The 25140-nt window shown below is 72.2% G+C and carries 19 protein-coding genes; 15 read left to right on the forward strand and 4 right to left on the reverse strand.

Translation table 11 applies throughout. The annotated features are described in order from the left end of the window. Positions 1 to 163 precede the first annotated feature (163 nt). Genes dnaK through ACTG9Q_RS02475 form a run of 4 tightly spaced genes read left to right on the forward strand, consistent with a single transcriptional unit; the run spans position 164 to position 4286 of the window. On the forward strand, positions 164 to 2014 hold the full coding sequence (dnaK, locus tag ACTG9Q_RS02460) for a molecular chaperone DnaK (protein ID WP_455570900.1): 1851 nt from the start codon (positions 164 to 166) through the stop codon (positions 2012 to 2014). Continuing rightward, positions 2011 to 2667: a nucleotide exchange factor GrpE gene (grpE, locus tag ACTG9Q_RS02465; protein ID WP_455570901.1), complete on the forward strand. Its 657-nt coding sequence runs from the start codon at positions 2011 to 2013 to the stop codon at positions 2665 to 2667. The genes dnaK and grpE overlap by 4 nt, the downstream gene beginning before the upstream one ends. A gap of 20 nt (positions 2668 to 2687) precedes the next feature. Then, positions 2688 to 3854: a molecular chaperone DnaJ gene (dnaJ, locus tag ACTG9Q_RS02470; protein ID WP_455570902.1), complete on the forward strand. Its 1167-nt coding sequence runs from the start codon at positions 2688 to 2690 to the stop codon at positions 3852 to 3854. Positions 3855 to 3860: 6 nt separating this feature from the next. Further along, positions 3861 to 4286 carry a heat shock protein transcriptional repressor HspR gene (locus ACTG9Q_RS02475; RefSeq protein ID WP_455570903.1) on the forward strand — a complete coding sequence of 142 codons (426 nt, stop codon included), beginning with the start codon at positions 3861 to 3863 and terminating at the stop codon, positions 4284 to 4286. An 80-nt stretch (positions 4287 to 4366) separates the two neighbouring features. Here the strand turns inward: ACTG9Q_RS02475 and ACTG9Q_RS02480 are convergent, their stop codons facing one another. Beyond that, on the reverse strand, positions 4367 to 5464 hold the full coding sequence (locus ACTG9Q_RS02480) for a globin domain-containing protein (protein ID WP_455570904.1): 1098 nt from the start codon (positions 5462 to 5464) through the stop codon (positions 4367 to 4369). A gap of 293 nt (positions 5465 to 5757) precedes the next feature. Here ACTG9Q_RS02480 and ACTG9Q_RS02485 point away from each other — a divergent pair, with 293 nt between their 5' ends. The 3 genes from ACTG9Q_RS02485 to clpB all read left to right on the forward strand — a co-directional run bounded on the left by ACTG9Q_RS02485 (position 5758) and on the right by clpB (position 9538). Then, entirely contained in the window at positions 5758 to 6243 is a 486-nt protein-coding gene (locus ACTG9Q_RS02485; RefSeq protein ID WP_455570905.1) for a hypothetical protein, read from the forward strand. 10 nt (positions 6244 to 6253) lie between these two features. Further along, entirely contained in the window at positions 6254 to 6697 is a 444-nt protein-coding gene (locus tag ACTG9Q_RS02490; RefSeq protein ID WP_455570906.1) for a MarR family winged helix-turn-helix transcriptional regulator, read from the forward strand. Positions 6698 to 6946: 249 nt separating this feature from the next. Then, positions 6947 to 9538: an ATP-dependent chaperone ClpB gene (clpB, locus tag ACTG9Q_RS02495; RefSeq protein WP_455570907.1), complete on the forward strand. Its 2592-nt coding sequence runs from the start codon at positions 6947 to 6949 to the stop codon at positions 9536 to 9538. Between the two features lie 85 nt (positions 9539 to 9623). On the opposite strand, the gene ACTG9Q_RS02500 is transcribed toward clpB, so the two are convergent. From ACTG9Q_RS02500 to ACTG9Q_RS02510, 3 genes are all read right to left on the reverse strand, one after another. After that, positions 9624 to 10193 carry a TetR/AcrR family transcriptional regulator gene (locus ACTG9Q_RS02500; protein WP_455570908.1) on the reverse strand — a complete coding sequence of 190 codons (570 nt, stop codon included), beginning with the start codon at positions 10191 to 10193 and terminating at the stop codon, positions 9624 to 9626. Then, positions 10190 to 11005, reverse strand: coding sequence for a DUF4097 family beta strand repeat-containing protein (locus ACTG9Q_RS02505; protein ID WP_455570909.1), 816 nt, complete (start codon positions 11003 to 11005; stop codon positions 10190 to 10192). The genes ACTG9Q_RS02500 and ACTG9Q_RS02505 overlap by 4 nt, the downstream gene beginning before the upstream one ends. 240 nt (positions 11006 to 11245) lie before the next feature. After that, on the reverse strand, positions 11246 to 11812 hold the full coding sequence (locus tag ACTG9Q_RS02510) for a TetR/AcrR family transcriptional regulator (RefSeq protein ID WP_455570910.1): 567 nt from the start codon (positions 11810 to 11812) through the stop codon (positions 11246 to 11248). Positions 11813 to 11996: 184 nt separating this feature from the next. Between ACTG9Q_RS02510 and ACTG9Q_RS02515 the strand changes: the two genes are divergently transcribed. The 8 genes from ACTG9Q_RS02515 to ACTG9Q_RS02550 all read left to right on the forward strand — a co-directional run bounded on the left by ACTG9Q_RS02515 (position 11997) and on the right by ACTG9Q_RS02550 (position 25132). Then, the gene (locus ACTG9Q_RS02515) at positions 11997 to 14258 is read left to right on the forward strand and encodes a (Fe-S)-binding protein (protein ID WP_455570911.1); all 2262 of its coding nucleotides are present in this window, start codon (positions 11997 to 11999) and stop codon (positions 14256 to 14258) included. Between the two features lie 107 nt (positions 14259 to 14365). Beyond that, on the forward strand, positions 14366 to 15538 hold the full coding sequence (locus ACTG9Q_RS02520) for an MFS transporter (protein WP_455570912.1): 1173 nt from the start codon (positions 14366 to 14368) through the stop codon (positions 15536 to 15538). 264 nt (positions 15539 to 15802) lie between these two features. Further along, positions 15803 to 17191, forward strand: a complete 1389-nt coding sequence (locus ACTG9Q_RS02525; RefSeq protein ID WP_455570913.1) for a GH1 family beta-glucosidase — start codon at positions 15803 to 15805, stop codon at positions 17189 to 17191. 35 nt (positions 17192 to 17226) lie between these two features. Beyond that, a complete protein-coding gene (locus ACTG9Q_RS02530; RefSeq protein WP_455570914.1) occupies positions 17227 to 18360 on the forward strand; it encodes a radical SAM protein in 1134 nt (377 codons plus the stop codon). 8 nt (positions 18361 to 18368) lie between these two features. Continuing rightward, positions 18369 to 19898, forward strand: coding sequence for a flavin-containing monooxygenase (locus ACTG9Q_RS02535; protein ID WP_455570915.1), 1530 nt, complete (start codon positions 18369 to 18371; stop codon positions 19896 to 19898). Beyond that, positions 19895 to 21958: an MFS transporter gene (locus ACTG9Q_RS02540; protein ID WP_455570916.1), complete on the forward strand. Its 2064-nt coding sequence runs from the start codon at positions 19895 to 19897 to the stop codon at positions 21956 to 21958. Before ACTG9Q_RS02535 ends, ACTG9Q_RS02540 begins: the two co-directional genes overlap by 4 nt. After that, positions 21939 to 22652 carry a PIG-L deacetylase family protein gene (locus ACTG9Q_RS02545; protein ID WP_455570917.1) on the forward strand — a complete coding sequence of 238 codons (714 nt, stop codon included), beginning with the start codon at positions 21939 to 21941 and terminating at the stop codon, positions 22650 to 22652. Before ACTG9Q_RS02540 ends, ACTG9Q_RS02545 begins: the two co-directional genes overlap by 20 nt. Continuing rightward, entirely contained in the window at positions 22649 to 25132 is a 2484-nt protein-coding gene (locus tag ACTG9Q_RS02550) for a glycoside hydrolase family 3 N-terminal domain-containing protein (RefSeq protein WP_455570918.1), read from the forward strand. The genes ACTG9Q_RS02545 and ACTG9Q_RS02550 overlap by 4 nt, the downstream gene beginning before the upstream one ends. Positions 25133 to 25140 lie beyond the last annotated feature (8 nt).

Here is a 25140-nt window from a genome sequence, read left to right on the forward strand (position 1 = left end):
GCCGCGACGGTAGCACCGGTGACGCCGGTCACCCCGGGAACTGTTCGGCGGGCCGGCGCGTTGAGTCAGCAGGAAGATTGAGCGACCTCGGCTCAACTACAAAAGCTGATGCGAGTAGACTCAACTTCGCTCAGGCAAGACTACTGATCCATGGAGGAACCAAATGGCGCGAGCGGTCGGCATCGACCTGGGGACGACCAATTCCGTCGTCGCCGTCCTCGAGGGCGGTGAACCGACGGTTATCGCCAACTCGGAGGGCTCCCGGACCACCCCGTCCATCGTGGCGTTCGCCAGGAACGGCGAAGTGCTCGTCGGTCAGCCCGCCAAGAACCAGGCGGTCACGAACGTGGACCGCACGGTCCGGTCGGTCAAGCGGCACATCGGCACCGACTGGAAGCAGGAGATCGACGACAAGCCCTACACCGCGCAGGAGATCAGCGCGCGCGTGCTGATGAAGCTCAAGCGCGACGCCGAGTCCTACCTCGGGGAGACCATCACCGACGCGGTGATCACCGTCCCGGCGTACTTCGAGGACGCCCAGCGGCAGGCCACCAAGGAGGCCGGGCAGATCGCGGGCCTCAACGTCCTGCGGATCGTCAACGAGCCGACCGCGGCGGCGCTGGCCTACGGCCTGGACAAGGGCGCCAAGGAGCAGACCATCCTGGTCTTCGACCTCGGCGGCGGCACCTTCGACGTCTCGCTGCTGGAGATCGGCGACGGCGTCGTCGAGGTCCGCGCCACCTCCGGCGACAACCACCTCGGGGGCGACGACTGGGACCAGCGCGTCGTCGACTGGCTGGTCGAGAAGTTCCGCCAGTCCAGCGGCATCGACCTGACCAAGGACAAGATGGCGCTGCAGCGCATCCGCGAGGCCGCGGAGAAGGCCAAGATCGAGCTGTCCAGCTCGAACAGCGCCAACATCAACCTGCCCTACATCACCGTCGACTCGGACAAGAACCCGCTGTTCCTCGACGAGAACCTCTCCCGCGCGGAGTTCCAGCGGATCACCTCCGACCTGCTGGACCGCACCCGCAGCCCGTTCAACAACGTCATCAAGGACGCGGGCATCGCCGTCGGCAACATCGACCACGTCGTGCTGGTCGGCGGCTCCACCCGGATGCCCGCCGTCGCCGAGCTGGTCAAGGAGCTGACCGGCGGGCGCGAGCCGAACAAGGGCGTCAACCCCGACGAGGTCGTCGCCGTCGGCGCCGCGCTGCAGGCCGGGGTGCTCAAGGGCGAGGTCAAGGACGTCCTGCTGCTCGACGTGACCCCGCTGTCGCTGGGCATCGAGACCAAGGGCGGGGTGTTCACCAAGCTCATCGAGCGCAACACCACGATCCCGACCAAGCGCTCGGAGATCTTCTCCACCGCCGACGACAACCAGACCACGGTCGGCATCCAGGTCTACCAGGGCGAGCGCGAGTTCGCCCAGGACAACAAGAAGCTCGGCACCTTCGACCTGACCGGCCTGCCGCCCGCCCCCCGCGGCGTGCCGCAGATCGAGGTCACCTTCGACATCGACGCCAACGGCATCGTGCACGTCAGCGCGAAGGACATGGGCACGGGCAAGGTGCAGTCCATGACCATCACCGGCGGATCGGCCCTGCCCAAGGACGACATCGACCGCATGGTCCGCGACGCGGAGTCCCACGCCGAGGAGGACAAGAAGCGCCGCGAGGAGGCCGAGGTCCGCAACCAGGCCGAGACGCTGGTCTACCAGACCGAGAAGTTCGTCAAGGACAACGAGGACAAGATCCCGGGCGAGGCCAAGGACAAGGTCTCGGCCGCGGTCAAGGAGGCCAACGACGCCCTCGCGGGCACCGACATCGCGGCCATCAAGGCGGCGATCGAGAAGCTGGCCACCGAGTCCCAGACGATGGGCGCGGCGCTCTACGCCAACACCGGCGCGCAGGCGGGCGCCGAGGGCGCTGACGGTGGCGCCCAGGCGGGCACGTCGGACGCCGATGACGTGGTCGACGCCGAGATCGTGGACGAGGACAAGGACAAGAAGTGACCGACAAGCACGACGAGCACGGCGGCGAGGAGCCCCGGGTCGTGGTGCGCGACCGGCGCCGGATCGACCCGGAGACCGGGCAGGTCCGCCAGCCCGCGGCCGAGGCGGACCCCGCCCCGGCCGCGGCGCCCGCCGGTGACGCGGCCGCGCCGATCGAGGGCACCATCGAGTTCCCGCCGGAGTCCACCGAGGTGGACCCCGCCGCCGAGCTCAAGACGCAGCTGGAAGAGCGCACCGCGGACCTGCAGCGCCTGCAGGCCGAGTACGCCAACTACCGCAAGCGCGTCGACCGCGACCGCGAGGCCGTGGTCAACGCGGCCAAGGCGCAGGTGGTCGGCGACCTGCTCGGCGTCCTCGACGACATCGAGCGGGCGGGCGCCCACGGCGACCTGACCGGCGCGTTCAAGGCGGTGGCCGACAAGCTGGCCGCGACCTTGCAGCGCAGCGGCCTGGAGCCCTTCGGCCACGAGGGCGAGCCGTTCGACCCCGCGGTCCACGAGGCCGTGCAGCACAGCACGTCCACCGAGGTCGACGGGCCCACGGTGACCGGCGTTCTGCGCCGGGGCTACCGCTTCGGCGACCGCGTGGTCCGCGCGGCGATGGTCGCGGTGACCGACGCCGAGGCGCCCGGCGCGCCGACCGAGGAAGACTGAGCGGGAGGAGGGGACGTCCGGTGAGTGCCAGGGACTGGATCGACAAGGACTTCTATCGCGAACTGGGCGTCTCCTCCGACGCGGGTGACGCCGAGATCAAGAAGGCGTACCGCAAGCTCGCCCGCGAGCTGCACCCGGACGCCAACCCGGGCAACACCACCGCCGAGGCCCGCTTCAAGTCGGTCTCCGAGGCCTACGGCGTGCTCGGCGACCCGGAGAAGCGCAAGCAGTACGACGAGGCCCGCAGCCTGTTCGGCAGCGGCTTCCGGCCCGGCGGCTTCGGTGGCGGCGGCAGCGGCAACTTCGACTTCACCGACATCTTCAGCCAGCAGCAGGCCGCCGCGGGCCAGGGGGCGGGCTTCGGCGGCGGTCTGGGCGACCTGTTCGGCAACCTGTTCAACCGGCGCGGCGGCAGCCCCCGCCCGCGCCGCGGCGCGGACGTCGAGACCGAGGTCCGCATCGACTTCACCGAGGCGGTCCGCGGCGCGACGGTGCCGCTGCGCCTCACCAGTCCGTCCACGTGCGACAGCTGTCGCGGGTCGGGCGCCCGGCCGGGCAGCAGCCCCGAGGTCTGCGCCAACTGCGGCGGCGCGGGGCTGGTCAACCGCAGCCAGGGCGCCTTCGCCTTCAGCGAGCCCTGCCGCGACTGCCGGGGCAAGGGCACCGTCGTGACGGACCCGTGCCCCGACTGCGGTGGCGAGGGCGTCAGCACCAAGACGCGCACCCTCACCGTGCGCATCCCCGCGGGCGTGGAGGGCGACCAGCGCATCCGGCTCGCCGCCCAGGGCGAGCCCGGCTCCAACGGCGCCGCGGCGGGCGACCTGTTCGTCCGCGTCCACGTCACCCCGCACCCGGTCTTCGGCCGCAACGGCGACGACCTGACCCTCAAGGTCCCGGTCACCTTCTCGGAACTGGCCCTGGGCACCACGCTCACGGTGCCCACGCTGGACTCCACCGTCAGCCTGCGGGTGGCCCCGGGCACCGCCTCCGGCCGCGTCCTGCGCGTGCGGGGCAAGGGCGTCACCCGCCGCGACGGCCGCGGCGGGGACCTGCTGGTCACCCTGCAGGTGGCCGTACCGCCCACGCTGAGCCCGGAAGCCCAGGCCGCGCTGGAGTCCTACGCCGCGGCCACACAGGACCACGACCCCCGGCCCGAACTCACCGCCCTCGTGGAGAAGGCGAGGTAGCCCGCGATGAACCCGCTTCCGCCCGGCACGGACGAGGACACCCCGTTCTTCGTCATCTCGGTGGCCGCCCAGCTCTCGGGCCTGCACGCGCAGACCCTGCGCAGCTACGACCGCCAGGGCCTGGTGAGCCCGGGGCGCACCCCGGGCGGCGGGCGCAGGTACTCCCTGCGCGACATCGCCCTCCTGCGCGAGGTCCAGCGCCTCTCGCAGGAGGAGGGCGTCAACCTGGCGGGCATCAAGCGCATCATCGAGCTGGAGAACGAGGTCGACCGCCTCCAGGGTCTGATCACGGCGCTGTCGGAGGAGCTGGCCGCCACGCACGTCGCCGCCGAGCAGGCCGCCGCGGCCATCCACCGCAGCTACCGCCACGAGCTGGTCCCGGTGCGCAGGCAGACCGCGCTGGTGGTCTGGCGGCCCCAGCCCAAGCGCTAGCCCGAGAGTGGTCCAGGAGCGGACCGTTCCGAGCGGGCCAAGTCCGAGCGGGCCAGTCCGGGCGGGCCAGTCCAAACAGGTCAGTCCAGAGTGAAGGGGTCGTAGAGGATGCGGTCCAGCGGGGTTCCCGCGACCAGCATCCGCGACACCGTGGCCCTGATCATCGGCGGTGAGCCCGCGACCAGCACGTCGCGGTCGGCCCAGGCGCCGTAGCTGGTCACGACCTCCGCCAGCGTGCCGGTCTCCAGCCCGGGAGTCGCCTCCTCGGTCACGCCGACGACGGTGAGCCAGGGGTTGGCCGCCGCGATGTCCTGCAACAGCCCCAAGTCGTAGAGGTCCTCGGCCGCGCGGCCGCCCGCGAACAGGTGCACGGCGGGGTTCTCCCCCCAGCGGGCCAGGTCCTCGACGATCGCCCGCATGGGCGCGATCCCGGTCCCGCCCGCCACCATCAGCACGTCGGACCCGGAGGTCCGGTCCACGCCGAGGCGCCCCATCGGCGGCCCGATCCGCCAGACGTCGCCGCGGACCGCGTGGGCCACCACCGAGCGGCTGACCCAGCCGCCCTCGACCCCGCGCACGTGGAACTCGATGACGCCGTCCTCGCGGGGGGCGTTGGCGGGCGTCAGGTAGCGCCACAGCCGGGGCCGCTGCGGGACCTCGACGCTCAGGTACTGCCCGGGGCGGTACGGCACCGGGTAGTCCGGGCGCAGCCACACCCTGGCCAGGTCCCAGCCCAGCCGCTGGTGGTCGATCACCTCGGCGTGCCAGTACGCGGGACCGGCGTCGGCGGCGGCGGCGTCCAGCATGGCCCTGGCCATGATCGTGTACGCCTCGGCCCACGCCCGCTCGACGTCGTCGGTCCAGGCGCGTCCGGAGTACTTCTTCACCGAGGCGATCAACGCCATGCCGACGGCCTCGTAGTGCTCGGTGACGACGCCGAACTTGCGGTGGTCGCGGCCGAGCTGGCGCAGGAACGGCACCAGGTCGTCGGGCCGGTCGACCATCTGCACCACGTGCACCAGCGCGCGCAGCAGCCGGGAGCGCTGCACCTGCATGTTCGCCGGGAACATCTCCCGCGTGGCGGGCGCGATGGAGAACAGCATCCCGTAGAAGAACTGCGCGACCTTGTCCGCCTGCGGCTCGACCACCGCGAAGCTCTCCCGGACCAGGCGCACCATTGTCACCACCGCGGTCGGGGACTCCGGGTGTGGCTGTATGGACGGTATGGGGCTCACCACGGGATTCGCTGTCATGGTCGGGGTGCTGACTCCACCTCTCGGGCGCCTACCAGCGTGGCACCACGCTACTTGCGCATCCATCCCCCGACGGTGTGGACAGTAGACCCAATCTGGTCCACACGCCGGATTCCGCGTCGACGCGAAGCCGATCTTCGCTACCGACAGTGACAACCTAGCGGACGTACGGGTGAGCGGACTCGCGGATGCCGCAGCGGCATGACACCGTCTCCCGCGTGTCCCCCGATCTTCTCCCCCCGACCGGCACCGCCACCGCCGACCTGCTGACCCTGGAGTTCGCCGACCCGCCCCCCGCCGCGACGGGGGCGACGGGCCCCCGGGAGGCGCCGGAGCACGCGTACCCGATCGGACCAGCGCCGCGCGCGCCCCGGACGAGCCCGGTGCTCGACCACCTCGACGCCCGCATGGTCGAGTTCATCGACCGCGCCGGGCAGGGGCACGTCGCCACCGCCGACGCCGCGGGCCACTGCGAGTCCTCCTTCCGCGAGGTCCGGGTGCTCGACCCCCACCGCATCGCCTACCCGGGCGACGACGGCCCGCCGCCCGCCGCCGTGGGCGTGCTGCTGGTGGATTTCGCCGCCGAGCCGGTCGGGCTGCACGTCAACGGCCGCGCGTGCGAGGACGCCGCGCTGCCCGCGGGCTGGGTCGTGGTCGAGGTGGCCGAGGCCCGGCTACACCGCGGCGCCGCAGCAGACGGGTAGTGGGACGGTGGTGGACGGGACCGACGACCGGCAGCGGGCCGGGCAGGACCTGGAGCGGGAGCTCTCGAAGCTGTTCGGCCGCGCGCGCAGCCTCTCGCTCACCCTGGCCGCGCGGGTGCACCCCGGCCTCGACGGCGCCTCCTACGCGCTGCTGCTGCACCTCAGCGACATCGGCCCGGTGCGCGCGGCCGACGTCGTCGAGCGCACCGGTCTGGACAAGTCGACGGTGAGCAGGCAGATCGCCCGGCTCGCCGAGCTGGCGCTGGTCGAGCGCGTGCCCGACCCCTCCGACGGCCGGGCCCGGCTGGTGCAGCTCACCGCGTCCGGGGCGGCCCGGCTGGAGCGGGTGCGCGAGGACCGCAGGCGCCAGCTCCGCGAGCGGGTCGCGCGGTGGCCGACCGACGACATCCGCGAGTTCTCCCGGCTGCTGGCGAGGCTCAACAGCGACCTGTGACCGCTCGGCTGGGTGGTTCCCTGGTCGGCCGAGCCACGCGAACGGGTGATTCGGCGATTGTCCCCAGGCGTGTGGACAACTTCCTGGGAATTGTGGATAACCCGCCTGAAGCTGGGGACAACCCGGTTGCGACATGTGGGTGATCACCTGTCGGGCGACCCAGGTCACATCGACCGGACGGGGTTGAGCGGAACTGGCTCAACTTTTCTGACGTTGAGATGGGCGAGACCGCAGGACATGAGGTGGGAGATGGACGCGTTCAACCCGACGACCAAGACCCAGGCCGCCATCACGGCCGCCGCGCAGGCCGCGGCGGGCGCGGGCAACCCCGACATCGCGGCCGCGCACCTGCTCGGCGCCCTGCTCGCCCAGGCCGACGGCCTGGCGGGCCCGATGCTGACCGCGGTGGGCGCCGACCCGGAGGTCGTGCGCAAGGAACTCGACCCGGTGCTGCGCGCCCTGCCCTCGGCGACCGGCGCGACCGTGTCGTCCCCCGCGCTGTCGCAGCCCGCGCTGCGCGCGATCACCCACGCCCAGAAGCTGGCCACCGAACTCGGCGATGAGTACGTCTCCACCGAGCACCTGCTGGTCGGCCTGGCCGCCGCGGGCGGCGACGTCGCCGACCTGCTGCGCCGCCACGGCGCCACCCCCGACGCGCTGCGCGAGGCGTTCACCAAGGTGCGCGGCTCGGCGCGGGTCACCAGCCCCGACCCCGAGGGCACCTACCAGGCGCTGGAGAAGTACGGCATCGACCTGACCAGGCAGGCCAGGGAGGGCAGGCTCGACCCGGTCATCGGCCGCGACGCCGAGATCCGCAGGGTGGTGCAGGTGCTGTCCCGGCGGACGAAGAACAACCCGGTGCTCATCGGCGAGCCCGGCGTCGGCAAGACCGCGATCGTGGAGGGCCTCGCCCAGCGGATCATCGCAGGCGACGTCCCCGAGTCGCTGCGCGGCAAGCGCGTCGTCGGCCTCGACCTCGGCGCGATGGTCGCGGGGGCGAAGTTCCGCGGCGAGTTCGAGGAGCGGCTCAAGGCCGTGCTCAAGGAGATCACCGAGTCCGCGGGCCAGGTCATCACCTTCATCGACGAGCTGCACACGATCGTCGGCGCGGGCGCCACCGGCGAGGGCGCGATGGACGCGGGCAACATGATCAAGCCGATGCTGGCCCGCGGCGAGCTGCGCATGGTCGGCGCGACGACGCTGGACGAGTACCGCAAGCACATCGAGAAGGACGCGGCGCTGGAGCGGCGCTTCCAGCAGGTGCTGGTGGGCGAGCCGTCGGTGGAGGACACCATCGGCATCCTGCGCGGCCTCAAGGAGCGCTACGAGGTCCACCACGGCGTGCGGATCACCGACAGCGCCCTGGTCGCGGCCGCGGCGCTGTCCGACCGCTACATCACCGCGCGCTTCCTGCCGGACAAGGCCATCGACCTCGTCGACGAGGCCGCGTCCCGGCTGCGCATGGAGATCGACTCCCGGCCCGTCGAGGTCGACGAGGTCGAGCGCGCCGTGCGGCGGCTGGAGATCGAGGAGATGGCGCTGTCCAAAGAGGACGACCCGGCCTCGAAGGAGCGACTGGCCGCGCTGCGCGCCGAGCTGGCCGAGAAGCGCGAGGGCCTGGCCGCGCTGACCGCCCGATGGCAGAACGAGAAGGGCTCGATCGACCGGGTCCGGGAGCTCAAGGAGCAGCTGGAGTCGCTGCGCGGGGAGTCCGAGCGCGCCGAGCGCGACGGCGACCTCGGTCGGGCCGCCGAGCTGCGCTACGGGCGCATCCCGGCGCTGGAGAAGGAGCTGGACGTCGCGACGCGGGCCACGACCCCGCAGGCGGGGGCGGCGGTGATGCTGAAGGAGGAGGTCGGCTCCGACGACATCGCCGAGGTGGTCTCGGCGTGGACCGGCATCCCGGCGGGCCGGATGCTGGAGGGCGAGACGCAGAAGCTGCTGCGGATGGAGGACGCCCTCGGCTCCCGCGTGGTCGGCCAGGCCGAGGCGGTGCGCGTGGTCTCCGACGCCGTCCGCCGGGCGCGCGCGGGCGTCGCCGACCCGGACCGCCCGACCGGCTCGTTCCTGTTCCTCGGCCCGACCGGCGTCGGCAAGACCGAGCTGGCCAAGGCGCTGGCGGAGTTCCTGTTCGACGACGAGCGCGCCATGGTCCGCATCGACATGAGCGAGTACAGCGAGAAGCACTCGGTGGCCCGCCTCGTCGGCGCGCCGCCGGGGTACGTCGGCTACGACCAGGGCGGCCAGCTCACCGAGGCGGTCCGGCGGCGGCCGTACACGGTGGTGCTGCTCGACGAGGTGGAGAAGGCCCACCCGGACGTGTTCGACGTGCTGCTGCAGGTGCTCGACGACGGCAGGCTGACCGACGGCCAGGGCCGCACGGTCGACTTCCGCAACACCATCCTGGTGCTGACCTCCAACCTGGGCTCGCACGCGATCGCCGACGCGAACCTCGACGGCGCCCAGCGCCGCGACGCGGTGCTGGCGGTGGTGCAGCGCCACTTCAAGCCGGAGTTCCTGAACCGCCTCGACGACGTGGTCGTGTTCCACTCGCTGGCCACCGAGGAGCTGACGGCCATCGTGGACATCCAGGTCGCCCGCCTCGGCAAGCGCCTCGCCCAGCGCAGGCTGACCCTGGAGGTCACCCCGAGCGCCCGCGACTGGCTGGCCCTCAACGGCTTCGACCCGGTCTACGGCGCCAGGCCGCTGCGCAGGCTGGTCTCCTCGGCCATCGGCGACCAGTTGGCCAAGGGCCTGCTGTCCGGCGGCATCCGCGACGGCGACACGGTCACGGTGGACGTCATGGACGACAACTCCGCGCTCACCGTCGGCAGGTCCTGAGGACAGGACTGAGAACATGACTGGGCCCCTCGACCGGAAGCGGTCGAGGGGTCCGGTTCAGGAGTCCCGGTTCAGGAGTCCCGGTTCAGCGGCCGTGGGTGCTGGTCCCCACCAGGTGCAGGACCGCGGTGCGCATGGCGCCGGGGGCGGACTCGCGGCTGACCGAGCGGTGCAGGTCGGCGGCGACCGCGGCCATCAGCGTGTGCGCCAGGGCGCGCGGGTCGGCGGGGGCGCGGGCCTCCACCAGCAGCCGCGCGACGTGGTGGTGCCAGTACCGGTACGGCTCGGCCCGGAAGCGCACGCCGGGCTTGGAGGTCTCCGCGATCCGCATGAGGTCGAGGTTCGCGGTCAGGAAGGCCAGGTAGGCGTCGAAGAAGGCGACCAGGCGCTTGGCGGGCGGCGCACCAGGCCCCAGCGGCGCCTCGCCTGTCGTCACCCGGATGTAGAGCCCCCGCTCCGCCTCCGCGAGCAGCGCCCTGGCCAGTCCCGCCTTGTCCCCGAACCGGCGGAACAGCGTGCCCTTGCCGACCCCGGCCGCGGTGGCGACGTCGTCCATCGTCACCGCGTCGGCCCCGTGCCGCTCGACGAGCAGCCGCGCGGCGGTGAGGATGCGGCGGCGGTTGCGGGCGGCGTCGGCGCGCTCGCGGGTGCTCACGCGTACCGCACGGTGACGTCCCCGCTGGACGCGGCCAGGTCGAGCGCGGCCGTGCCCGCGGGGTCGTCGGCCACGGCGCTGTCGACCTCGCCGCTGCCCACGTCCACGGTCATCCGGTAGCGACCGCGCGGCACGGTCACCGACACCGCGCCGCTGTTCGCGTGGGCCCGGACATCACTGACGGTGGAGACGCCGACGGCCACGTCCCCCGACGTGGCCTCGACGTCCACCTTCCCCCCGACCCCGGCGACGGTGACGGTCCCCGACGAGGACCGGACGGTGGCGTCCCCCCGGACGCCGCGCAGGTCCACATCCCCCGACCGCACCTGCACCGAGGCGTTCTCCCCCACGTCGGCGAGCTCGACCCGACCGGAGTTGGCCTCGACCGAGACCGCTCCGGACACCCCCCGCACGTCGACGTCCCCCGACGACGTCCGCAGGTCGACCGACACCGCCCCCTCGACCGTCACGTCCCCCGACGCGACGTCCCCCGCGAGCGCCACCTTCCGCGGGACGACCACCTCGTAGTCGATCCAGCAGTTGTTGAGCCCGCAGCCCTCCAAGATCAGCGCGCCCCCCTCGACCCGGTGCGTGGCCCCGGGTTTGTCGTCGAGGTGGTGCACCGTCCGCGTCACCGACGGGGTGCCGCCGACGCGGATGTTCACCGCCCCCGCGTCCTGGTTGAGACGGATGCTGGTGATGTCCTGCCCGATGCCGTCCTTCTCGGTGTACCGGCTGGTGGCCAGCCCACATCCCCCGACCAGTGTCGCCGCCAGTCCCGCGACGGCTATCCCCGCCAACACCCTGCTCATCGCTCCCCCTTCAACCGGACCGGACATCGCAGAACGCTATGGCCGGGGCGGGCGCGCGGACATCAGGGACGCCCCCGAGGTGACCCGGAGGTTGCCCCTACCGCCATCCGGAGGCCGGTGGCATGAGGCTAGGGACACCGGCGGTCAGCACACGTCAGCCGGAGCTAGCACGCGGTGCACGACTTCCGTCGTACTCCAGGGCGTGTGGCAGGCCGGGTGCCTGCCGTTATGCCAGGCGTGTCAGCGCAACGGCGCCAGCAGTGCCTCGACCACCGGGAGGAGTTCGGCGGCCGTGGGCGGCTCGTCGTCGATCAGCCCTTGCAGGAGCAGACCGTCCACTCCGGCCAGGAACGCGCGGAAGCCGACCTCGTCGGGGTTGCGGGCCAGGCTGGTGAGCACGTCCAGCCACCGCCGCGCGGCCGGGCGCAGCGCGGGCCTGCGGGCGGCGAGCAGGTACAGCTCGTACTCGGCCATCGTGCGGCCCCGGCGCGGGCCGACGGCCTCGGCGAGCACGTGGGCCACCGCCGCGGCCGGGCTCGCGCCCTTGATCCGGCTGGACTCGATGGAGTCGCGCATGTCGGCGGCCATGTCCTCCGCCGAGGTGGTCAGGGTGGCGACGAGCAGGTCGTCGAGGCTGGCGAAGTGGTAGGTGGTCGAGGTCGGGGGCACGCCCGCCTCGGCGGCGACGCCGCGGTGGGTGACGCCGGAGACGCCCTCGCGCTCGATCACCCGCAGGGCGGCCTCGATCAGCTCGGCCCTGCGGCGCTCGCCGCGGACTCGGCGGCCGTCGGCCCTGGGCCGGGGCATGTCAGCGGGACCGGCGCGCGGGCTCGGGCGGCGGCGAGCAGGATTGACTGGCCATGCCCCAATTTAGCTGGACAATCGTCCCAATATCCTGGAGGTGTGCGCCACACTTGGCCGCCTTAGGCTTCTCTAACTCGGTTACCGACGAGTAAGAAGAGTTCCACCCGAACGGAAGGTCGACACCACCATGGGCGCGGTGCAGTTGACACTGGGACTGATCGCCGTCGCGGTCAGCCTCGTGGCCTGGAGCATGTTCGTGCGCACGGTCGCGCGGATGGTCGCCGTGGTCCGGCTCGGCCAGCCGGACGCCACCCGCAACGGCCCGTTCGCGCCCCGGATGCGCACGCTCGTCACCGAGTTCGCCGCGCACACCAGGATGAACAAGTTCCGCCACGTCGGCTGGGCGCACTGGCTGGTCATGTGGGGCTTCCTCGTCGGCTCGGCGGCGCTGTTCGAGGCCTACGGCGAGGTGTTCGTGCCGACCTGGGGCTGGCCGGTCCTCGACGACTGGAACCTCTGGCACCTGCTGATGGAGCTGCTCGGCGTCGGCACCATCGTCGGCGGGCTGGCGCTGGTGATCATCCGCCAGCTCAACCACCCGCGCCGGGCCGACCGGCAGTCGCGCTTCCAGGGCTCGAACTTCTGGCAGGCGTACTTCGTCGAGTTCGTGGTGATCTTCGAGGGCGTCGGCATCCTCGGCGTCCGCGCGGGCAAGGCGGCGCTGGGGGCGCACGAGCTGCCGCTGTGGGCGGCGTTCGTGTCCAACCCGATCGGCGCCCTGCTGCCCGCGAGCCCGAACTTCGTCTCGGTCATGGCCTTCATCAAGCTGATGGGCGCGATGGTCTGGGTCTACGTCGTGGCCAAGTACATGACCATGGGCGTGGCCTGGCACCGGTTCAGCGCGTTCTTCAACATCTACTTCAAGCGCGAGGCCGACGGCGGCGTCGCCCTCGGCGCGGTCAAGCCGATGACCTCCGGCGGCAAGCCGCTGGACTTCGAGGAGGCCGATCCGGAGAAGGACGTCTTCGGCGCGGGCAAGGTCGAGGACTTCTCCTGGAAGGGCTGGCTGGACTTCACCACGTGCACCGAGTGCGGGCGCTGCCAGTCGCAGTGCCCGGCGTGGAACACCGGCAAGCCGCTCTCGCCCAAGCTGGTCATCACCCAGCTGCGCGACCACGCCTACGCCAAGGCGCCCTACCTGCTGGCGGGCGGTCGCAAGGACATGGCGGGCGACGAGGTCGGCCTGTCCGGTGAGGACATGTACGCGGGCATCGACGTGCTCGCCATCGCCGAGGCCGAGCGGCCGCTGATCGGCGGGGTGGACGACAACGGCGTCATCGACCCCGAGGTGCTGTGGTCGTGCACCACCTGCGGCGCCTGCGTCGAGCAGTGCCCGGTGGACATCGAGCACGTCGACCACATCGTCGACATGCGCCGCTACCAGGTGCTCATCGAGTCGAACTTCCCCTCGGAGCTGGGCGGGATGTTCAAGAACCTGGAGAACAAGGGCAACCCCTGGGGCCAGAACGCCAAGGACCGCCTCGCCTGGACCGCCGACCTCGACTTCGAGGTGCCGGTCTTCGACGGGGAACTGGCCGAGGATGTCGAGTACCTGTTCTGGGTCGGCTGCGCGGGCGCGTTCGAGGACCGGGCGAAGAAGACCACCCGCGCGGTCGCCGAGCTGCTGCACACCGCCGGGGTGTCCTATGTGGTCCTGGGCCCGGAGGAGACCTGCTCCGGCGACCCGGCGCGCCGCGCGGGCAACGAGTTCCTGTTCCAGATGCTGGCCCAGCAGAACGTCGAGGTCATCAACACCGTCTTCGAGGGCCGCGCGCCCGGCAAGCGCAAGATCGTGGCGACCTGCGCGCACTGCTTCAACTCCCTGGCCAACGAGTACCCGCAGCTCGGCGGGAACTACGAGGTCGTGCACCACACCCAGCTGCTCAACCGGCTGGTGCGCGAGCGTCGGATCGTGCCGATCGCCCCGGTCGCCGAGGACATCACCTACCACGACCCGTGCTACCTCGGCCGCCACAACAAGGTCTACGAGGCGCCGCGCGAGCTGATCGGCGCGTCGGGGGCGAACCTGCGGGAGATGCCCCGCAACGCCGACCGCTCGATGTGCTGCGGCGCGGGTGGCGCCCGGATGTGGATGGAGGAGCGCGTCGGCAAGCGGATCAACGTCGAGCGCGTGGACGAGGCGCTGGGCACCGCCCCGGCGAAGATCGCCACCGGCTGCCCGTTCTGCCGCGTCATGCTGACCGACGGGGTCACCGCGCGGCAGGCCGACGGGCTGGCCGGGGAGCACGTCGAGGTCGTCGATGTCGCGCAGCTGCTGCTGAGCGCGGTGAAGCGCGGCCTCCCCGAGCCCGCCGACACCCCGACCGACACCGAGCCCACCGGCACGCCGCTGCCCGACGAGGACAACTCGCCCCGCGTGGGCGGCTGATCCACCCGAAGGCCCGGCCCAGGTCCACCGTCGCCCGGCGGACCTGGGCCGTTCATATTCTGGTATCACTGTTCCGCTGGGCGGGATAATTTAGCTAGCGTAAGCATATGGGACAGCGCTGGGTGATCCTCGCCGTGGCGGTCGCGGCGCAAGCGGCCATGAGCGCGCTCGTCTACGGCCCGCCGTTCCTCCTGCCCGCCATGCAGGCGGCGGAGAACCTGACGCTGGTGCGGGCGAGCACGCTCGTGGCCGCCCCCATCCTCGGAATGCTGCTCACCATGATCATCTGGGGCGCGCTCGCCGACCGGTTCGGCGAGCGGCTGGTGATGGCGGTCGGGATGGCGGGCAGCGGGCTCGCCGGGGTCGGCGCGGTCGTCGTCCCCGGCGTCGTCGGGCTCGGCGTCCTGCTCGCCGTCGCGGGCGTGTTCGGCGCCTCGATCAGCGCGGCGGGCGGTCGGGCGGTGCTGGGCTGGTTCGACGTGCGCGAGCGCGGCCTGGCCATGGGCATCCGGCAGACCTGCACGCCGCTGGGCGTGGGCGTCGCCGCGCTGACCCTGCCCGCCGCCGCGGCCGAGTGGGGCTACCGCGCCGCGCTGGCCGTGCCCTCGGGGCTCTGCCTGATCACCGCGGTGGCGGTCGCGGTGCTGCTGAAGAACCCGCCCCGGCCCGCGGCGAAGGAGGCAGGCGCGACCGGGTCGCCCTACCGGCAGGCGCGGCTGTGGCGGGTGCACGCGGCGAGCGCGCTGCTGGTCGGGCCGCAGTTCACCGCGAGCACGTTCGCGCTGGTGTACCTGGTGGCCGAGCAGGGCTGGGACGCCGTCGCCGCGGGCGCGCTGGTGGCGGTGGTCCAGCTCGTCGGGGCGGGGGCGCGGATCGTCGCGGGGGTGTGGTCGGACCGGGTGGGCAGCCGGATGCGGCCGATGCGCGCCATCGCCGCGCTCGCGGGGCTCTCGCTGCTGCTCTGGGCGGTCGGCGCGGTCGTGGCGCCGTGGCTGGCGGTCGCCGGGCTGGTCGCCACGCTCGTGGTGTCCGTCATGGACAACGGGCTCGGCTTCACCGCGACCGCGGAGCTGGCGGGGCCGTACTGGGCGGGCCGGGCGATCGGCGTGCAGAACACCGGCCAGGGGCTGCTCGGCCTGGCGGTGGCCCCGGTCTTCGCCGCGGCCGTCACCGCGCTGGCCTGGCCGCTGGCGATCGCGGTGTCGGCCGCGCTGCCCGCCGCCGCCGTCGCGCTGACCCCGGTGCGCGGGGAGCGCCTTGAGGCGCCCGCCGCGCGCTGAGGCCGTCTTCGCCGTCCGCCGGGTTTCCACCGTGGCCCCAATGCCGGGGCGCGCCCGAGGCCACATCGCGAACCAAACTGCCTGGGAGCGCTCCCAATGTGGGCGGAGTCTCACGACTGCGTTTGGGTGAACACTGCCGAGTCACCAGGCAACTTCCCGTCCTGATGGTGGTTGAGCCATTGACGCTCGTCACCGTTCCCTGTCAAGATTCGTGAGAGCGCTCCCAAGAGTGCGTGCTGTCCGGGCGAAAGGTGCGAACTCCCCATGACCGACCACGATGGCCCCGCTGACCTGCTCGGCTTCCCCGCCGACTTCCGCTGGGGCGCGGCCACATCGGCGTACCAGATCGAAGGCGCGGCCGCCGAGGGCGGACGCAAGCCGTCCATCTGGGACACCTTCGCCCGCACGCCGGGCAAGGTCGTCGGCGGGGAGACCGGCGACATCGCCGTCGAGCACTACAAGCGCTTTCCCGAGGACGTCGCCCTGATGGCCGAGCTGGGCCTGCGCGCCTACCGGTTCTCCCTGTCCTGGGCCCGGTTCCAGCCCGACGGCCGCGGCCCGGCCAACCCCGAGGCCGTCGCGTTCTACCGCAGGCTCCTGGAGTGCCTGCACGAGAACAACATCGAGCCCGTCGCCACGCTCTACCACTGGGACCTGCCGCAGGCGCTTGAGGAGGAGGGCGGCTGGCTCAACCGCAACACCGCCTACCGCTTCGCCGAGTACGCCGAACTGGCCAAGCAGGCCCTCGGCGACCTCGTGCAGACCTGGGTGACGGTCAACGAGCCCTGGTGCGCGGCGTTCCTGGGCTACAGCAGCGGAATCCACGCCCCCGGCGTGCAGAACCCGTCCGGCTCGCTGTGCGCGGCGCACCACCTGCTGCTCGCCCACGGCCTGGCCAACCAGCGGCTGCGCACCGGCCCGCACCCGGCCAAGGTCGGCCTGGCGCCCAACTTCTACCCGGTCGACCCGCTGACCGACTCCCCGGCCGACGCCGCGGCCGCCCACCGGATCGACATGCTGCAGAACCGGCTGTTCCTGGAGCCGGTCATGCGCGGCGGCTACGCCGAGGACATCCGCGAGCACTTCGACAAGGTCTGCGGTGTCGACCACGTCCGCCCCGGCGACGAGGAGATCATCGCCGAGCCGATCGACTTCGTCGGGGTGAACTACTACAGCGTCTACCAGGTCAGCGCGGGCGCGGCCGACGGCGAGCCGACCTCGTGGCCGGGCGCGGAGGACGTGGTCTTCCACCGCTACAACACCCGCAACACCGACATCGGCTGGGACGTCGCGCCCGAGGGCCTGCTGCGCACCCTGGAGCGCCTCGGCAAGGAGTATCCGGAGCTGCCGGTGTTCATCACCGAGAACGGCGCGGCGTACCACGACAAGCCCGACGCCGAGGGCCACGTCCAGGACGACAACCGGATCGCCTTCCTGCGCGACCACTTCGCCGCGGTGCACGAGGCGCTCAAGCGCGGGGTGGACGTGCGCGGCTACTTCCTCTGGTCGCTGCTCGACAACTTCGAGTGGGCCGAGGGCTACGGCATGCGCTTCGGCATCGTCCACGTCGACTACCAGACCCAGCGCCGGACCCGCAAGGCCAGCGCGGACTTCTACGCCGAGGTGATCCGCAACAACGGTGTTCGGGTCTGACCAGGGCGTCAGCGCTCATCGGAAGGACCAAGCAGTTGTCAGTAGTTCCGTTACCCACCCCGCGTCCCCTGGGCACGGCGTACGTCGAGAAAAGCCTCGACCTGGTGGGCAAGCTGTACCAGCGGTCCATCCACCCGTCCGTCCGCGTGGTCGCGGACGGCGGGCGGCTGGCCGCCCCCCTCGTGGTCGACCTGGACCCGACCACCCTGTGCGACCTGGCCTGCCCGGAGTGCATCAGCTCCAGCGTGCTGCACACCGGGCAGTTCGGCCGCGACCGCATCAGCGACCTGGCCGACGAGCTGTCGGCGGCCGGGGTCAAGGCGGTCATCCTCATCGGCGGCGGCGAACCCCTGATGCACCGGGCGATCGGCACGGTCATCAGGACCCTGCACGACGGCGGTGTCGCGCTCGGGCTGGTCACCAACGGCACGCTCATCGGGCGCTACCTCGACGAGCTGGCCGGGATGCTGTCGTGGGTCCGGGTGTCCATCGACGCGGCCACCGCGGACACCTACGACAAGTTCCGCCCGAGCAAGCGCAAGACCACCGTGTTCCCGCTGGTGATCGAGAACATGCGGCGGCTGGCCGAGCGCAAGTCGGGCAGGCTCGGGTACTCGTTCCTGCTCATGCAGCGCTTCGACGCCGACGGCCGGGTGACCGACACCAACTACGACGAGGTGTACGCCGCGGGCGTCCTGGCCAAGGACATCGGCTGCGACTACTTCGAGATGAAGGCGATGCTCGACGCCGAGCACTTCACGGTGAACCAGCGCGCCGAGGACATCGAGAAGGTGGAGGCGCAGCTGGCCGCGCTGCGCGAGCTGGAGGACGACTCCTTCCGGCTGCTCGGCTCGTCCAACTGGGCAGCGGTCCGCATGGGCAGCGATCCCGTCCAGCCCAAGGACTACGCCACGTGCGCCACCGCCGAGCTGCGCACCACGATCACCCCGAACGGCGTCTACGTCTGCCCCTACCACCGGGGCAACGAGCGCGGCCTGATCGGGGACATCGCCACGACCCCCTTCGACCGCATGTGGGCCGAGGCGGACACCTCGGTCATCGATCCGCGCGCCGACTGCCGGTTCGTCTGCGCGCGGCACCCCACGAACCTGGCCGTCGCCGACCTGGGCGCTCCCGCGCTCGTCGACGACTTCGACCCCTTCATCTAGGCGGAACCATGCGGATAGCGGTGATCGGCGCGGGCCCGGCCGGACTGACCGGCGCCAAGCAGGCCATGGCCGCGGGCCACGACGTCGTCGTGCACGAGAAGCACGCCGACGTGGGCGGCATCTGGAACCCGGCGGCGCGCGGGGCGTACGACTCGGTGCGCATGCAGACCTCCCGGATGGCGTTCCCGTTCACCGACTTCCCGCCCGCCACGCCGACGGACTTCCCCTCGCTCGCGGAGGTGCACGCCTACCTGCGCGAGTACGCCGAGCACTTCGGCGTGCTGCCCGCCATCCGGTTCGGCAGCGAGGTCGTCGGCGTGGCCAGGGCGCAGGGCTCGTGGCGGGTGGCGGCCGGGGGCGGCGTCGAGGAGTTCGACGCGGTCATGGTCGCCACCGGCGAGCTGTGGCGGCCCAGGCTGCCGGGGCGGATGTCGCCCGGGCAGCTGCCGCCCGGCGTGCTGACGGCCAAGGACTACCGCGGACCCGAGCCGTTCCGGGGCGGGCGGGTGCTGGTGGTCGGCGGCGGGGTCAGCGGCGCGGACATCGCCGCGGAGCTGACCGGCTCGGCGGCCTCGGTCGACTGGTCGGTGCGGCGCAAGCAGCTGTTCCTTCCCCGGTACTGCGGGGAGTCCTACAACGACGCGCTGTTCTCCTACGCGGGCCGCGTCGCCCTGGAGGAGCTGCCCTACGGCGAGTACCTGCGGTGGCTGGAAGACCTGATGCCCGCCTACATGGCCGCCTACCGCGCCACCGGGCTGCTGCCCGATGACGGCTTCCACGGCGCGGTGCACGTCAACGAGAAGATCATCCCGCTGGTCGACCAGGGCGCCGTGCTGGCCCGCCCGGCGTTCGGCGCCGTCGAGCCCGACGGCGCCGTGGTGTTCGCCGACGGCTCCCGCGAGCGCTACGACACGGTGATCCTCTGCACGGGCCACGAGATGCCCGACTACGGCTTCATCGAGGACTTCGCCCGCCAGGACCTCTACGAGCACCACTTCCACCGGCTCGACCCGACCCTCGCGGTGATCAACACCCCGGTGGACACCGAGGCGTTCGGCACCGCGTGCCCGTACTTCGAGGCCATCGCGGGCTGGGTGCTCGCCGTCTGGGACGGCCGGGCCTCGCTGCCGGACGCCCGCGAGCGCGCGCGCTGGTGCGCCGAGCACATGGCCGACCTCGACCGCAAGCGCTACCTCGACTGCTGGCTGGAGACCATCCGGTTCCGCCTGCTCAGCGGGTCGCTGCCGGACCCGGCCACCGACTTCGCCGACTACTGGACCGTGCTGGCCAGCACCGTCTCCCCGAACAACCTGCTGTGGCCGAGCCCGCGCCCGGCCGCGCACGACAGCGCCGTCGACGTCACGGGCGTGCGCCGCCGGGTGCTGGCCGCACTGCCGGAAGGCACCCGGGACGCGCTGCTGGCCGATGCCCAGATCACCCCCGACGACCACGCCGCGGCGGCGCTCGTGCCCCCGGGGTCGGCGCTGGACCCGTCGCTGCCCTACCGCCAGTGGCCCAGGGTCGGGACGCACCGGTGAAGGCGCTGGCACGGGTGCTCTCGGACGGGCCGCTGACCCGGCTGGCGGGCGCGACCGCGGTGATCGGCGTCGGCGGGGCGTTCGTGGTCACCACGACGAGCCTGTTCCTGGCCGAGGCCGTGCTGGCCACGCCGCTGATGATCGGGCTGTTCTTCGCCGGGCGGGCCGCCGCCGAGATCGGCACCGACCTCTACGTCGGCTCGCTGTCGGACCGGCTGCGCAGCAGGCGCACGCTGATCGCGGTCTGCGCGCTGCTCTCGGCGGTCGGCGCGTTCTCGTACATGCTGCTGCGCGACTACACGGCGCTGCTCGTCGCGGGCGCGCTGTTCTTCGGCATCGGCGGGGCGACCTTCGCGCAGCTGTTCGCCTACACGCGCGAGTTCGCCGAGCACCGCAGGGTCGGGCCGACGCTGTTCACCTCGGCGCTGCGGTCGGTGACCACGATGGCCTGGATCATCGGGCCGCCGCTGGCGTTCCTCATCATCGCCGAGTTCGACTTCGCCACCCTGTACGCGGTCGCGGGCGTGCTGTACCTGGCGGGCGCGGCGCTGTCGCGGTGGGGGATGCCGGACCTGGCCAAGGCCGTGGAGGAGCGGCCCCAGCGCCGCCGCTCGGTGTACGCCGGGCTGGGCGCGCGGACGTACCTGCTGCTCGGCGCGCTGGTGCTCATGCTGACGGTGAACATGGCCTACCAGATCACCATCGCGCTGTTCGCGACCAAGGACCTCGGCATGGGCACCGGCGTGCCCGGCCTGCTCGTCGGGCTCGCCGCGGTCATCGAGATCCCGGCGACCCTGCTCATCGGCGCGCACGCCGACCGGCTCGGCAAGAGCCGCATCCTGCTCGCCAGCACCGTCATGGCCGCGGTGTTCTTCGCCGTGCTGCCCTTCGCCACCACCCTGCCGATGCTGCTGCTGTTGCAGGTCCCCAACGCCCTGTGGACCGCGGGCGTGCTGAGCCTGCCGGTGATCATGCTGCAGGACGAGATGCCCGACCGGCTCGGCGCCGCCTCGGCGCTCTACGCGTCGGGGTTCAAGGCGGGCGCGCTGCTCGGCGGCAGCGTGACCGGCGTCGCGGGCCAGTTCCTGGGCTACACCAACGTGTTCTGGGTGTGCGCGGGCCTGTCCGCGCTCGCCGCCCTGTTGATCGGAGTGCGCGGTATGTCAGATGTCCGTCCGGTCGCCGTCACCGTGGTCGTCCCCACCTACAACCGGGCGGGCCTGCTGCGGCACACGCTGGACTCGCTGGCCCGACAACGCGTCGGGGAGCGGTACGAGGTGGTCGTGGTCGACGACGGGTCCACCGACGACACCGCCGAGACCGCGCTGGCCTACCGCGACCGGCTCGACCTGACCTACGTGTTCCAGGAGGACCAGGGCTACCGCGTGGCCAAGGCGCGCAACGCCGGGCTGGAGCGCGCCCGCGGCGACATCACCGTCTTCGTCGACTCCGGGGTCGTGCTGCACTCCGGGGCGCTGGCCGCGCACCTGGCCAGCCACCGCGGCAGCGCCGACGCGGTCGCGGTGTGCGGGTACGTCCTGTGCTTCAACGAGAACAACGAGGACGGCGCGGAGATGGTCGCGGCCATCGACTTCGCCGACCCGGACTCCACAATGGACCAGCTGCGGGCCCAGGGCCGCTGGCTCGACATCCGCGAGGAGTTCTACGCCAAGTACGGCGACGAGTTCGGCGGCCTGCCCGCGCCGTGGCTGATGTTCTGGACCTGCAACGTCTCCGCTCCCACCGCGCTGGTGCGCGGGGTGGGCGGGTTCGACGAGGCGTACCGCTCCTGGGGCGTCGAGGACGTCGACCTGTCCTACCGGCTGCACAAGGTGGGCGCGCGCTTCGCGCTCAACCGCGACGCCTGCGCCATCCACGTGCCCCACCCCAAGAGCTACGAGGCGAACATGGCCTCCGCGGCGGGCAACTACCGCTACTTCGCGGCGAAGTACAACACGCCGATCACGGACCTGTTGGTGGACAACCACTTCTTCGTGATCAACGACATCATCCGCGACCGCAGGCTGCAGGAGGACACCGATGCCGCGCCCTCCCGCTGAGCTGGTCGTCGTCCTGTCCCCGCACCCCGACGACGACGTGATCGCCTGTGGCGGGACGATCGCCGCGCGGGCCGCCGCGGGCGCGCGGGTGGTGGTCGTCGTGGTCACCGACGGCGCCCAGTCGCACGCCGCCGTGCTCGGTCTGGCCGACCCGACGCCCGCCGAGCTGACCGAGATCCGCCGCGGCGAGGCCCGCGCCGCCGCCGCCGTGCTGGGCGCGGCGGAGGTGCGCTTCCTCGGCCACGGCGACACCCGGCTCGCCGAGAGCCTGACGCGACTGCGGGCGCAGCTGCTGCGGCTGTTCACCGAGCTGCCCGCCGACGAGGTGTTCCTGCCCCACGACGTGCTCGAGCTGCACGGCGACCACCGGCTCACCGGCGAGGTCGCGCTGGGCTGCCTGAAGGAACTCGGCCAGACCCCGAAGCTGCGCAAGTACGTCGTGTGGGACGAGCGCACCGAGGCCGAGTTCGCCTTCACCAGCCGCAGGCCGACCGACCGGCCCGCGCCCGCGGGCGAGCGGCTGGCCGAGTTCGACATCTCCGCGCACCGCGAGACCAAGCGGGCGGCACTGGCGGAGCACCGCACGCAGGTGGAGCTGTTCGCCCCCGGCCAGACCCGGCCGGTCGTCCCGGTGGCGTTCCAGAAACGGGTGTTGGACCGCACGACCGAGGCGTTCTGGACGGAGCACGCATGAGCCGACTGCCCTACCACGAGACCTGGCCGCGGCTGCGCTCGGCGATCCCGCCCGACCCCGCGGTCGAGGCCAGGGTCGCCCGGCTGGTCACGCAGATGACGCTGGAGGAGAAGCTCGGGCAGATGATCCAGCCCGAGCTGGCCCAGCTGACCCCGCAGGACGTCACCGACTACAAGATCGGCTCGGCGCTCAACGGCGCGGGCATCTGGCCCGGCGGCGACCGGCACGCGGGCGTCGCGGCGTGGGTGGAGACCGTCGACACGTTCTGGACCGCCGCTGAAGCGGCCTACCGCGACCGGCCCTTCCGCGTCCCGTTCATGTGGGCCACCGACGCCGTCCACGGCCACAACAACGTCTACGGCGCGACGGTCTTCCCGCACAACATCGGCCTGGGCGCGGCGGCCGACCCGGACCTGGTCCGCCGCGTCGGCCGCGCCAGCGCGCGCGAGATCCTGGCCACCGGCATGGACTGGACCTTCGCCCCGACGGTCACCACGCCGCGCGACCGGCGCTGGGGGCGCTACTACGAGGGCTACTCCGAGGACCCCGAGCTGGTGCACGCCTACGCCGCGGCCATGGTCGAGGGCCTGCAGGGCGGGGCGGAGTCGCTGCGCGCCGGGCGCGGGGTCATCGCCACGGTCAAGCACTGGGTGGCCGACGGCGGCACCGCCGACGGCGGCGACCGGGGCACGGCGCGCTGCGACGAGGACCTGGTCCGCAACATCCACGCCGCCGGGTTCTACGCCGCCATCGAGGCGGGCGCGCAGTGCGTCATGGCCTCCTTCAGCAGCTGGGAGCACCCGGCCAACTACGACCACTCGCCGGGCCGCGGCGATCCGTACAACCACAAGGTGCACGGGTCGAAGTACCTGATCACCGACGTGCTCAAGGACGCCATCGGCTTCGACGGCATCGTGATCAGCGACTGGGACGCCCACTCCGAGGTCGCCAACTGCCATATCGGCGACGCGGGCTACGCCATCAACGCGGGCCTGGACGTGCTCATGATCGCCGGGCGCACCGCGTGGCAGTCGGTCTACAACACCGCAGCCGAGCAGGTCAGGGCCGGGATCATCCCGATGTCGCGCATCGACGACGCCGTGGCCAGGGTGCTGCGCGTCAAGCTGCGCGCCGGGCTGTGGACCCGGCCCCGGCCCACCGAGCGCCCGGTCGGCACCATCGGCGACCCCGCCCACCAGTCCCTCTCCCGGGAAGCCGCGCGCCGGTCGGTGGTGCTGTTGAAGAACACCGCGGGCGTCCTGCCGATCCGGCGCTCGGCGCGGGTGCTGGCCACCGGCAGCGGCGTCAACGACATCAGCAAGCAGACCGGCGGCTGGACGCTGACCTGGCAGGGCGACGACATCGTCCCCGCCGACCTGCCCGGCGGCGCCACCGTCGCCGAGGCCCTGGCCGCGGTGGCCGCCGACACCGTCGTCGACCCCGAGCTGATCCGCGTCGACCCCTCGCTCTACGACGTCGCGGTGGTCGTGCTCGGCGAGGACTCCTACGCCGAGATGCGCGGCACGCTGAAGCCGTGGCGCAGCATGGGCTACGCCGACCTCAAGCTGTCCTACGCGCGCGACCTGGAGATCCTGCGCAAGCTGCGGGTCGTCGGGGTGCCGATAGTGACGGTGTTCCTCACCGGCCGCCCGCTGTACGTGACCGAGGAGATCAACCTCTCCGACGCCTTCGCCGTGGCCTGGCTCCCCGGCCCGCACGGCGGCGCGGTCACCGACCTGCTCTTCGGCGACCACGACTTCAGCGGCACCCTGCCCAGCAGCTGGCCGCGCGGCAGGCTGGCCTCGGCGGTCAACCGGATACCGCCGCACATCCCCGGCTACGCCGTCCCCGCCGAGGAGGCCGAGCCCGAGGGCGACGACGCCCCGCTGTTCGAGGTCGGCTACGGCCTGCGCCTGGGCGACACCGGCCCCGGCCCGCTGCCCCTCGACCCGCCGAGGGTGGCCAGGCCCGCGGCCGCCGAGGCGACCCCGCTGCCGATCCTGACCGGCGGGCAGCCCGCCGACGGCCTGCGCTTCCGCATCGGCGGGCACAACACCTGGTCGCGCGTGGACATCGACTTCGACGCCCCCACCGACGAGCTGATCGTCCGCGCCGACCCCCTCGGCGGCGAGCTGCGCCTGCGGTTCAAGGGCTTCCCGGCCTTCGTCTACGCCGAGAACACCTCCGGGCTGCCCCGCGACCTGCGCGGCTACGCCGCCGCGGGCGGCGCCATCTCCCTGGGCATCCGGGTGGTCGAGCGCCCGGAGCGCCCGCTGTACCTGGCCGTCCACGACGACTACCCGGCCCAGCCGGGCCTGGACATCACCGACCGCCTTGGCGAGGACTGGACCACTCTGCGGGTGCCGCTCGCCGAACTGCGCGGGATAGGCTCGGACCTGGAGCACGTCGACGTGCCCTTCATGATCTACACTGAGGGTTCGGGTTGCATCGAACTCCGCAACATCCGCTGGACCCCATAAAGGACCCA

Source organism: Actinokineospora lacus (assembly GCF_053813445.1).